Annotated in this window: 9 protein-coding genes; 1 reads left to right on the top strand and 8 read right to left on the bottom strand. The window is 56.4% G+C overall.

Annotation, left to right across the window (positions count from 1 at the left end; genetic code table 11):
• The 6 genes from PSTU_RS0102235 to sdhC form a co-directional block, all read right to left on the bottom strand.
• On the bottom strand, nucleotides 1-325 hold a 325-nt coding region (locus tag PSTU_RS0102235), incomplete at its 3' end, for a biotin/lipoyl-containing protein (RefSeq protein ID WP_029404579.1).
• Between the two features lie 68 nt (nucleotides 326-393).
• Entirely contained in the window at nucleotides 394-3,225 is a 2,832-nt protein-coding gene (locus tag PSTU_RS0102230) for a 2-oxoglutarate dehydrogenase E1 component (RefSeq protein ID WP_019339412.1), read from the bottom strand.
• Between the two features lie 291 nt (nucleotides 3,226-3,516).
• Nucleotides 3,517-4,221, bottom strand: coding sequence for a succinate dehydrogenase iron-sulfur subunit (locus PSTU_RS0102225; protein WP_019339411.1), 705 nt, complete (start codon nucleotides 4,219-4,221; stop codon nucleotides 3,517-3,519).
• Between the two features lie 10 nt (nucleotides 4,222-4,231).
• A complete protein-coding gene (gene sdhA / locus PSTU_RS0102220) occupies nucleotides 4,232-6,004 on the bottom strand; it encodes a succinate dehydrogenase flavoprotein subunit (protein WP_019339410.1) in 1,773 nt (590 codons plus the stop codon).
• Between the two features lie 3 nt (nucleotides 6,005-6,007).
• Nucleotides 6,008-6,376: a succinate dehydrogenase, hydrophobic membrane anchor protein gene (gene sdhD / locus PSTU_RS0102215; protein WP_019339409.1), complete on the bottom strand. Its 369-nt coding sequence runs from the start codon at nucleotides 6,374-6,376 to the stop codon at nucleotides 6,008-6,010.
• The gene (gene sdhC / locus PSTU_RS0102210; RefSeq protein ID WP_029404578.1) at nucleotides 6,370-6,744 is read right to left on the bottom strand and encodes a succinate dehydrogenase, cytochrome b556 subunit; all 375 of its coding nucleotides are present in this window, start codon (nucleotides 6,742-6,744) and stop codon (nucleotides 6,370-6,372) included. Before sdhC ends, sdhD begins: the two co-directional genes overlap by 7 nt.
• A gap of 362 nt (nucleotides 6,745-7,106) precedes the next feature.
• Between sdhC and gltA the strand changes: the two genes are divergently transcribed.
• Nucleotides 7,107-8,378 (top strand): citrate synthase, encoded by a 1,272-nt coding sequence (gltA, locus tag PSTU_RS0102205; RefSeq protein ID WP_019339407.1) that lies wholly within the window; start codon nucleotides 7,107-7,109, stop codon nucleotides 8,376-8,378.
• Between the two features lie 560 nt (nucleotides 8,379-8,938).
• Here gltA and PSTU_RS0102200 read toward each other — a convergent pair.
• Together PSTU_RS0102200 and PSTU_RS0102195 are read right to left on the bottom strand one after the other, a co-directional pair.
• A complete protein-coding gene (locus PSTU_RS0102200; RefSeq protein ID WP_019339406.1) occupies nucleotides 8,939-9,727 on the bottom strand; it encodes a cyclic nucleotide-binding domain-containing protein in 789 nt (262 codons plus the stop codon).
• Between the two features lie 743 nt (nucleotides 9,728-10,470).
• The gene (locus PSTU_RS0102195) at nucleotides 10,471-11,163 is read right to left on the bottom strand and encodes a DUF421 domain-containing protein (RefSeq protein ID WP_019339405.1); all 693 of its coding nucleotides are present in this window, start codon (nucleotides 11,161-11,163) and stop codon (nucleotides 10,471-10,473) included.
• Between the last annotated feature and the right edge of the window lie 126 nt (nucleotides 11,164-11,289).

Below are 11,289 nucleotides of genomic sequence, written 5' to 3'. Positions count from 1 at the left end.
CTTCCCCGCCGGTAGCGGGCGCGGCCGCCGAAGCAGGAGCGTCGGCTTGTGCAGGCGCAGCAGCTGGCGCAGCGGCAGAGGCAGTAGCGCCCGCATCCAGCTTGCCAAGCAGCTCACCGCTGAGCACGGTATCGCCTTCGTTTTTGACGATTTCACTCAGCACGCCGTCCGCTTCGGCCAGCACTTCCATAACGACCTTGTCGGTCTCGATGTCGACAATCAATTCGTCACGCTTTACCGCATCGCCCGGCTGCTTGTGCCAGGTCGCAACTGTGCCGTCAGCAACCGATTCCGGAAATTGAGGGGCTTTGATCTCGATAGCCATTAGCTGGGGTCCTATTTGATTCGGTTTTACATAGAGGCCGCGATGTCTGCGGCCTCTTGCAAGAATGATTAAACGGTGAAGGCGTCCTGCAGCAGCTTTTCCTGTTGCTCTGCGTGCATGGAGGCATAGCCGACTGCAGGCGCAGCAGACGCTTCACGACCCGCGTACTGCAAGAACAGCTCTTTCTTGTGCGCGATGGCAACGCGACGCATGTGATGCTGGCTGCAATACCAGGCGCCCTGGTTCATCGGTTCTTCCTGACACCAGACGATATTCTTGAGGTTCTGGTAAGGCGCTAGCACCTCCGCCAAGTCTTCTTCCGGGAACGGATACAGCTGTTCCAGACGAACAATTGCGATGTCCCCACGACCTTCACTGCGGCGTTTGTCCAGCAGATCGTAGTAGACCTTGCCGCTGCACATTACAACGCGTTCGACCTTGTCCGGATCGATCTGATCGATCTCGGGGATCACTGTCAGGAACGAGCCTTGAGTCAGGTCTTCCAAGGTCGAGGTCGCCAGCTTATGGCGCAGCAGCGACTTCGGTGTAAGCGCTACCAGAGGCTTGCGCAGCGGTCGGATCGCCTGGCGACGCAGCATGTGATAGACCTGAGCAGGTGTCGTCGGCACGCAGACCTGGATGTTGTGCTCGGCGCACAGCTGCAGGTAGCGTTCCAGACGCGCGGACGAGTGTTCCGGACCTTGCCCTTCGTAACCATGCGGCAACAGCATGGTCAGCCCGCACAGACGGCCCCACTTGTGCTCGCCGCTGGTGATGAACTGGTCGATCACGACCTGTGCACCGTTTGCGAAGTCGCCGAACTGCGCTTCCCACACCACCAGTGCGTTGGGCATGGTAGTGGCGTAGCCGTACTCGAATGCTAGTACTGCCTCTTCCGACAGGAAGGAGTCGTACAGGTCGAAGCGAGGCTGACCTTCGTAAAGATGCTGAAGCGGAATATAGGTGCTGCCATCCTTCTGGTTGTGCAACGCCGCATGACGGTGCGAGAAGGTGCCGCGGCCCACGTCCTGGCCGCTGATGCGAACCGGGTGGCCTTCGAACAGCAGGGTTGCATAAGCCAGTGTCTCGGCGTAGCCCCAGTTGATGGCGAGCGCACCGGCTCCCATCTTCTGACGATCCTCGAGAATCTTCGACACTTGTCGCTGAACCACGAAGCCTTCCGGCACCGCCAGCATCTTGCTGGACAGTTCCTGCAATGCCTTCAGCTCGAAACGCGTGTCGTACCGAGCTGTCCAGGTATGGCCCAGGTATGGACGCCAATCAACGAACAATTCCTTGTTCGGCTCTTTGACCAGGCTCTTGACTACGTGAAGACCGTTATCCAACGCAGTCCGGTACTCGTCAACCTTGGCCTGAACGCGCTCATTGTCGAGTACGTTGGACTGCGTCAACGCATCGGCATACAGCTCGCGCGTGGTGCGTTGTTTGGAGATCTTCTGATACATCAGTGGCTGGGTGCCGCTGGGCTCATCCGCTTCGTTATGACCGCGACGGCGGTAGCAGATCAGGTCGATGACGATGTCACGCTTGAACTGCATCCGGTAATCGACGGCAAGCTGGGTGACGAACAGAACAGCTTCAGGATCATCCGCATTTACGTGGAAGATCGGCGCCTGGATCATCTTGGCAACGTCAGTCGCATACTCAGTGGAGCGCGCGTCTTCTTGCTTGTTGGTGGTAAAGCCAACCTGGTTGTTGATCACGATCCGGATGGTGCCGCCCGTGCGATAGGCACGAGTTTGGGACATCTGGAACGTTTCCATCACAACGCCCTGCCCCGCCACGGCGGCATCACCGTGAATCGTGACCGGCAGCACCTTGTCGCCAACTGCATCACAACGGCGATCCTGACGGGCACGAACGGAGCCTTCGACCACCGGCGACACGATTTCCAGGTGCGACGGGTTGAACGCCATCGCCAGATGTATTTCGCCGCCCGGAGTCATCACGTTCGAAGAGAAGCCTTGGTGATACTTCACATCACCGGAACTGAGCCCTTCGACTTTCTTGCCTTCAAACTCGTCGAACAGGTCGCGCGGGTTCTTACCAAAGGTGTTGACCAGGACGTTGAGACGGCCACGGTGGGCCATGCCAATCACGATTTCCTTAGTGCCGTATGAGCCTGAGCGCTGGATTATCTCATCCAGCAATGGAATCAGACTCTCACCACCTTCCAGACCAAACCGCTTGGTACCCGGATACTTGGTACCCAGGTATTTTTCCAGGCCCTCGGCGGCGGTCAGGCGCTCAAGCAGATGGCTCTTGATTTCAGGCGAGAAGGACGGACGGCCACGAACGCTTTCGAGCCTCTGCAGAAACCAGTTGCGCTGGTCCGAGTCGACGATGTGGGTAAACTCTGCGCCGATCGTGCGGCAATAAGTCTCTTGCAGCGCCTGGTGGATCTCACGCAAGGTCGCCTGGTCTTTGCCCATGGCCAGGTCGCCGGTACGGAAAACCGTATCCAAGTCCGCGTCGGTCAACCCGTAATTGTTAATGGCCAGGTCAGCGGGAGCGGGCCGTTGCTGCAGGCCAAGCGGGTCGAGTTGGGCAGCCTGATGGCCACGCATCCGGTACGCCTGGATCAGACGTAGAACTTCGACCTGCTTCTTCTCATGCTCGCTACTGACGCTGCCTGCCGAAACGGGCTGGGCACGACGCTGGTTCTTGGCCAGCAGGACGAAGTGATCGCGGATTGTCGAATGCGATACGTCAGCCGCAGCCCCGCCACTGACGGGCAGCTTCTGGAAGTAGGTGCGCCACTCTTCGGGCACAGCGTTGGGATCGTGCAGGTAGAGCTCATAAAGCTCTTCCACATAGGCAGCGTTACCACCGGATAGGTGGGCACTGTCCCACATGCGCTGCATTACGCTTTCTTGCATGTCTGGTCACCTTCGATAAGGAGACACCACCAGCGTGGAGACCGCAGCATGACTTCCCAAGTTCTGAAGCAGCGACCCAGGTAAAGCCACTACGGACCGCGCAGATAGTTTCCGAGAACTACCCCGGATGCCCCTGCTGGTCATCAAATTTTCAGAGCGAAACCACGGCTTTGTGAGCTGGGGTTCCTACTAAGACTACGGCGCCGTCGTTTGAACTCTGGCGCCGTAGGTGTCGCGGTGAAGCATTAAGGGCCTGCTACTACTATCAGTACTCGCAGACACCTCGGAGTATCAGGTTGCGCTCTGCAGGAGCATGTTCCGCACATGGCCAATGGCCTTGGTCGGATTCAACCCTTTCGGGCAGACGCTCACACAGTTCATGATGCCCCGGCAGCGGAACACGCTGAACGGATCATCCAACTCAGACAGACGGCTCTCGGTCTCGGTGTCGCGGCTGTCGGCCAGGAAACGATAAGCCTGCAGCAGCGCAGCGGGTCCGAGGAACTTGTCTGGGTTCCACCAGAAGGACGGGCAACTGGTCGAGCAGCAAGCGCACAGGATGCACTCGTACAGACCGTCAAGCTTTTCCCGATCCTCTGGGCTCTGCAGACGTTCGATAGCCGGAGCCGGCGTATCGTTCATCAAATAAGGGCGAACCTTCTCGTACTGCTTATAGAAGATGCCCATATCCACCGCCAAGTCACGAATAACTGGCAAACCGGGTAACGGACGAACGACCAGCTTGTTGCCCTTGACCACAGACGACAGCGGTGTAATGCAGGCCAATCCATTCTTGCCGTTCAGGTTCATGCCGTCAGAGCCACAAACGCCCTCACGGCACGAGCGACGATAAGAGAAGCCTTCGTCCTGCTCCTTGATGAGGGCAAGCACGTCGAGCACCATCAGGTCTTTACCGTCGGTATTGACCTGGAAGTCCTGCATATAGGGCTTTACGTCTTTATCGGGGTTATAGCGATAAACGCTCACTTGCAACATATCGGCGACCTCAGTAAGTCCGAACCTTAGGCTCGAAAGTCGGAACAGTCTTCGGAGAGAAGTTCACGGCACGCTTAGCTACGCGCTTCTCACCCGGGAAATACAGGGTGTGGCACAGCCAGTTTTCGTCATCCCGCTCTTCGAAATCCTCGCGAGCATGCGCACCGCGCGATTCCTTGCGATTCTCTGCAGCGATCGCAGTCGCTTCAGCCACTTCCAGCAGATTCTGCAGCTCCAGCGCCTCGATACGCGCGGTATTGAAGGCCTGGCTCTTGTCAGAGATCTTGACCGTAGCGATGCGCTGGCGCAGATCGGCAAGCTGAGCGATGCCTTTCTGCATGTACTCGCCGGTACGGAACACACCAAAGTAGTTCTGCATGCAGCTCTGAAGCTCTTTGCGCAACGACGCGACGTCTTCGCCCTCGGTCCGCTCGTTCAGGCTGGCGAGTCGATTCAGCGCAACATCCAGATCGGTTTCAGTCGCACCGCGGTGCTCGATACCGTCTTTCAACGCTTTCTCCAGATGGAGACCGGCCGCACGACCGAATACAACAAGGTCAAGCAGAGAGTTGCCGCCCAAACGGTTGGCGCCATGAACAGATACGCATGCCACTTCGCCTACCGCGAACAACCCCTCGATGATCTTGTCGTTACCGTTAGCATCCTGGCTCATAGCCTGGCCATGAATGTTAGTGGCAATGCCACCCATCATGTAGTGGCACGTCGGAACCACAGGCACTGGAGCAGTAACAGGATCGACATGCGCGAAGGTCTTCGAGAGTTCGCAGATGCCTGGTAGACGACTATGCAGTACTTCCTCACCGAGGTGATCGAGTTTCAGCATCACGTGATCGCCATCCGGACCACAACCGTTACCAGCCAGGATTTCCTTGACCATCGAACGCGCAACCACGTCACGACCAGCGAGGTCCTTCGCGTTTGGAGCATAACGCTCCATGAAACGCTCGCCATGCTTGTTGATCAGGTAACCACCCTCGCCACGGCAACCTTCGGTCACCAGCACGCCAGCACCGGCAATGCCGGTCGGGTGGAACTGCCACATTTCGATGTCCTGAACCGGAACACCTGCACGCAGCGCCATACCGATACCGTCGCCAGTATTGATCAGGGCGTTGGTGGTCGACGCATAGATACGACCCGCACCACCAGTAGCAAGAACCACGGCCTTGGAGCGGATATACACGGTTTCGCCGTTTTCGATGCAGATCGCAATGATGCCAACGATGGCGCCATCCTGGTTTTTCACCAGATCCACGCCGTACCACTCATTAAGGAAGGACGTGCCGGCCTTCAGGTTGGCCTGATACAGGGTGTGCAGCAGCGCATGACCGGTACGGTCAGCTGCGGCGCAAGTACGAGCGGCCTGCCCGCCTTTACCGTAGTCCTTGGACTGACCGCCGAACGGACGCTGATAGATACGGCCCTGCTCGGTACGGGAGAATGGCAAGCCCATGTGCTCCAGTTCGAACACAGCCTCCGGACCAACGGAACACATGTACTCGATAGCATCCTGGTCACCGATGTAATCGGAGCCCTTGACGGTATCGTACATATGCCAGCGCCAATCATCGTTCGGATCGGCCGAGGCGATGGCACAGGTAATGCCACCTTGTGCGGATACGGTATGCGAACGAGTCGGGAAAACCTTGGTCACCACTGCAGTTTTATGGCCACCTTGAGCCAATTGCAGCGCGGCGCGCATGCCCGCGCCACCGCCACCAATAATGATGGCGTCATAAGAAAGAGTACGAATGCTAGCCATGGATCAGATACCCCAAAGAATCTGCACGCCCCAGACGAAGAAAGTGAACATGGCTATGCCACACACCGCCTGGAAGAGAAAACGCACGCCGGTAGCCCACTTTCCGATCGCCATGTTGGTCAGGTAGTCAGTGGAAATCGTCCACATACCAACCCATGCATGAACACTGAGAGCAACGAGTGCAAGGAGACTAAAGATGCGCATCCACTGAGCGGAGAACAACGCGTGCCACTGAGCGTACTCCAGCCCCGGATTGAACATCAGGTATCCGATCAGGAAGAGAAAATAAGCCGCCAGGACAACCGCTGAAACGCGCTGAGCCATCCAATCGTAAAGCCCTGAGCGAGAAAAGTTGGTGACATTGGTTACCATATCCAAACTCCCGCCAGAACGATCAGCACAGCCGATACGGCCAAAACGATTTTCGAGCCCAGCTTCCCGCCTTCCAGCGTTTCGCCGTGGCCGGTATCCATGACCAAATGGCGCACGCCGGCCACAAGGTGATACAGCAACGCAGAGAGCAGAGCCCATACCACCAGCTTCGCCAGCGGACTACCGAGATACGCCTTAACCTCTTCGAAGCCTTCAGCAGAAGACAAAGAAGCATCAAGCGCTAGCAGCAGGACGGCCACACCAACAAACAAGATCACGCCGGAAACGCGGTGAAGGATTGAGGTGTACGCAGTGATTGGGAGTTTTATTGTCCTAAGATCTAGGTTTACAGGTCGTTGGCTTTTCACGGCTTTTTTTCACACTTGAGAGCCCCGAAACCGCAGGGCAAAGTTGTTGGGAAGAGCACGCAGCGGTACCCGCCACCCACGAGTGACAACCCACAGGAAACTGCCTGTTAGGCCCCTGCCGGTCGGTCGTCGATTATAAACAGTTAGGTCGCTAATGACAATGTGGTGAAGTGCCACTAAAGGCGGATGGCGCCTCGGTTTGTAATTCGCGTAAATAGCTTTTTCTGTGATGCGAATTCAACCCGAAACCCCTCTACAGCTAGCGGCTAGCCCAAATTGACTTTGTGATTTATCTCACTATAGTGATGCGGGCCCTGCGTGGGGGGCCATGATGATTCCAAGCATAAAACAGGAGGCCATACATGGCTGACAACAAAGCGCAGTTGATCATCGAAGGCGCAGATGCCATCGAACTGCCCGTTCTATCCGGCACCGTAGGGCCTGACGTAATCGATGTACGAGGCTTGACCTCCACGGGTCGCTTCACCTTCGACCCCGGCTTCATGTCCACCGCCTCTTGCGAATCCAAAATCACCTATATCGATGGTGACAAAGGGATTCTGCTGCATCGCGGCTACCCGATCGAGCAGCTGGCCGAAAAAGCCGATTACCTCGAAACCTGTTACCTGCTGCTAAACGGCGAACTGCCGACTGCCGAAGAAAAGGCAAAGTTCATCAGCACTGTCAAGAACCACACAATGGTTCATGAGCAGCTTAAGTCGTTCCTCAACGGTTTTCGCCGTGATGCGCACCCGATGGCAATCATGTGCGGCGTGGTAGGCGCGCTCTCTGCCTTCTACCACGACTCCCTGGACATCAACGACCCGCACCACCGCGAGATTTCCGCGGTGCGCCTGGTCGCGAAAATGCCGACGCTCGCCGCCATGGTTTACAAGTACTCCATGGGTCAGCCGATGATGTATCCACGCAACGACCTGAACTACGCAGAAAACTTCCTGCACATGATGTTCAACACACCATGCGAAGTGAAGCCGATCAGCCCGGTTCTGGCCAAAGCCATGGATCGCATCTTCATTCTGCATGCGGACCATGAGCAGAACGCTTCGACGTCCACTGTCCGCCTGGCGGGCTCAACCGGCGCCAACCCGTTCGCCTGCATCGCGGCTGGCATTGCCGCACTTTGGGGCCCGGCACATGGCGGCGCCAACGAAGCCGTACTCACCATGCTGGACGAAATCGGCGATGTTTCGAACATCGAAAAATTCCTGGCCAAGGCCAAGGACAAAAACGATCCGTTCAAGCTGATGGGCTTTGGACACCGCGTTTACAAGAACTTCGATCCACGCGCCAAGGTTATGAAGCAGACCTGCGACGAAGTACTAAGCGAACTCGGCATCAACGATCCGCAACTCGAGCTTGCAATGAAGCTTGAGGAGATCGCGCTCAACGATCCCTACTTCGCCGAACGCAATCTCTACCCGAACGTTGACTTCTACTCCGGCATCATTCTCAAGGCGATCGGCATTCCAACCAGTATGTTCACCGTGATTTTCGCGCTGGCACGTACTGTCGGCTGGATCTCGCATTGGAAAGAAATGATTGCGATGGGTCAGAAGATCGGTCGTCCACGCCAGCTGTATACCGGCCATCCTCAGCGCGACCTGCCTCGCTGAGGCTGCGCGAACCGTTAGCCCTGAAATCGACCTAAAGGTTTTCAGGGCCAGCGACCCTCAAACGCCCGGTGCGATCAATACACCGGGCGTTTTTTTGTTTCTGCACCAAATCGGGTCGTCCCAACCACAGTAGATGCGGATCGCCTCACAGCTCAGCTGCTTCAGCCAAGGCCAAGCGCCTGATATAGCGACCGAAACGTACTGCAAACCGCGGTTGGAGGTGGTAAACGAACTTCCGCAAAATGCTTCGTCGCCGTTTTGATGAATCGTGCATACGAACGTATGCCAACAGCGATAAGTGAAAGGTCGCAGAGAAGCGCGTCAATGTCGCCGTAATTCATTCCTCATGCGTCGATATCGCGGCTTCTTCATGCGCCTCGATTTACATTCGACATCTGACCAACGCCGGCGCTATGACTGCCTGACGCTAGGCAGAAGTGGCTCCCGAAGCTCAATAGCATGACCGGCATTTGCCGAAACCAAGCACGCGCAGGTTGCTCCAATTCCGGATGGTGGTCCCATCATTTCCACTGAGGCCATCGCCGCTCCGCTTGCCAGCTTTAAACGGCTTGAAGTACGTTCGGTCGCCTGCCACTGCCCTCTTTCACGATGGGAGCGCCACCTTCATACGGCAGACCGTCAGCCAAACGCCGAAGCCGAGCAGCGTCACGAACGACCACTTCCCTGTTTCGCACTTCCAATATTCCGTGAGCGCGAAAGCCAGCTAATTCACGCGACAGTGACTCGATAGCTAAACCCAGGTGATTCGCTATCTGCCATCTGGCCATTGGGAGGCGAAAGCGCGTAGCAGATAAGCCCCGGCTAGCCACCACAGTCATATGATGCAAAATGAACTTGGCGATCCGTGTCTTAGACCTTGGCGCAGCCATCCGTAGTCGAGCCAATCTGCTGTGCTGTAACTCATGGCCAAGCCGCCGCATCAGAAAACGGTTCAGCGTGGAATTGCCCGAGAACTGCTCTAACACGCCGAATGGAATCCTGCATGCCGAGGTTGACTGCATCGCTGTTACGGTCGTCGTGTAGGATCCGTCATAAAGCGCAGAAACCCCCAAGAAATCGCCTGCCAGCATGAACCCGACGATCTGCTGGCCACCATGTTCATTGGAGGTTGAGCTTTGCACAGCTCCGGATCGTATAACGTATAAGGCTTCCGCTGGCTGGCCGGCTCTGAAGAGCTCATCCCCTTTATCCAACAATGGCCCGCTTGTTACGAGCGATTCCAACTTCTTTATGTCGGACTTACTTAATACGCCGGGCAGACACTGTGCGGCTCGGATACAACGTCGACAATGCATCTTTGCAGCCTCAACCGGTTTGATGGTTTCCATTCGCACGCTTCCTTCGTCCTCGCGGTAGTGCCGAAACTATCGGTCGACCGCTCGCAACTAGCACAACTCACCGGCCTATGCAGCGCAGTCATCGCTGTAAATACGATGGATTCTATGGAGGACTTCGAGTTGCTCCCGAATCCGCTGATCAGGCCGCAATGATCAGGCAACCGCGCAGGCGGCCTCACCGCATTGCACTGCATCTGTTTGCGCACGCCACGCTGAAGGACTGTTTTCGTCTCGCTGAGGCCAGCAGCAATCTGCGCCTGCGGGTTCCACTAGAAGCTCATAGAGCACTTTGATCAGCGCTTCGCGAGCGAAACCTGGCTGCTCATCTGACTTTTTCGCTTACTGATCTGGACGGGTCGGCACAGGACACTGCCGATTCGGCCAGACCGGGGCGATACCGGTCCTATCAGTGGCTTGGCGGCAATCGCAGCGGTGAATTGCGGCCATGCTATGGCGCAAGGGGTATCAGCGATAATGAAAGATAATGCCGCTAGGCTGCAGTTTTTTTGATGCGACAGGGTTTATAAAGCTGGGAAGGTTAGATTGAGCAATCCGGATGCTCGTAACCTTATCGGACCGAGGCAAGCAATAGCCCTAGCAGCACTGGTGCACGCGCTAGATTCGCCGGTAGCCGATCTTAGCTCTGCAGTGTTGATGCTTTGGTGCCTCCTCGACCGGAGGAACAGGCACCACACATTCAGTGCCGCCTAAAGCAAAGCATGCACGGTGTGCGATTAACGTTGCCGCAGATTGCTCAACGCAGTGGACCACTGGGTGTTCTCGCAACGCAGGCAGACCGCGTGTTGATGGCTTTCTACGCTTTGAATGTGACCACAACGCGAACATGCATATATCGCGCTGGCCGGAACCCGCTTGTAGGTGGGGCGGTGTTCCGGAGGTAAAACGGACAGCCCAGGCTTTATCGCTTCTGGTGCGTAAAAAAACAGACTCACATTTCCATCTGTTTCAAGGATGCCCAGGCGCACCTGACCAAGATGCTCAACGCCCTGTATACGCAGCTCCATGAAAAACTCGTCGGCGGAGATGTTCAAGCGACTCAGGCTGTGCAGCTCATACAGGCCATCACGGATGATCGTGACGGGCTTGCCTTCCATCCAATCTGAAAACCGGATGCTGTGGCTCATGACCAGAACAGTGAGCCGATAAAGCAACAGCAGCGTAGCGAACACAGCGGCGATCGGCAGCAAGGGAACGTCTTCGTAGAACGAGACGTCGCCAGCGGCAGAGCCAAGCGTGAGAATTACGACTAGTTCAAAAAGCGACAACTGCCGAACGCCACGGCGACCGCTGACTTTCAGGAATAGGAATACGATAACAAACGCAAAAAGCGCACGGAATGCGACCTCACCGAGAAAAGCTACTGGAAACTCGTCCATCAACATGCGCTGCCAATCGAAAGCGGTCATTTACGGTTCCGTTGAGCTATCTAACGTACCGTTCAGACCACTCCCGCTGAAATTCGATCATCTGTCGAGTGATAGCCGGTCTCCTGACTTTTGTGCCGTCAAAGATCGAGATGGCTGGCCGTTACC

It is taken from the genome of Stutzerimonas stutzeri SDM-LAC (assembly GCF_000235745.1).
GTDB lineage: Bacteria > Pseudomonadota > Gammaproteobacteria > Pseudomonadales > Pseudomonadaceae > Stutzerimonas > Stutzerimonas stutzeri_H.
Note: the sequence above shows the minus strand (reverse complement) of the source record. Positions and strands in the feature narration are given on the sequence as shown.

What these genes read in the sequence shown, in the direction of transcription:
- gltA (WP_019339407.1), top strand. Translation starts at nt 7,107, where the DNA reads ATGGCTGACAACAAAGCGCAGTTGATCATCGAAGGCGCAGATGCCATC.
- sdhD (WP_019339409.1), bottom strand. Translation starts at nt 6,376, where the DNA reads ATGGTAACCAATGTCACCAACTTTTCTCGCTCAGGGCTTTACGATTGG.
- PSTU_RS0102225 (WP_019339411.1), bottom strand. Translation starts at nt 4,221, where the DNA reads ATGTTGCAAGTGAGCGTTTATCGCTATAACCCCGATAAAGACGTAAAG.
- PSTU_RS0102230 (WP_019339412.1), bottom strand. Translation starts at nt 3,225, where the DNA reads ATGCAAGAAAGCGTAATGCAGCGCATGTGGGACAGTGCCCACCTATCC.
- PSTU_RS0102200 (WP_019339406.1), bottom strand. Translation starts at nt 9,727, where the DNA reads ATGGAAACCATCAAACCGGTTGAGGCTGCAAAGATGCATTGTCGACGT.
- sdhA (WP_019339410.1), bottom strand. Translation starts at nt 6,004, where the DNA reads ATGGCTAGCATTCGTACTCTTTCTTATGACGCCATCATTATTGGTGGC.
- PSTU_RS0102195 (WP_019339405.1), bottom strand. Translation starts at nt 11,163, where the DNA reads ATGACCGCTTTCGATTGGCAGCGCATGTTGATGGACGAGTTTCCAGTA.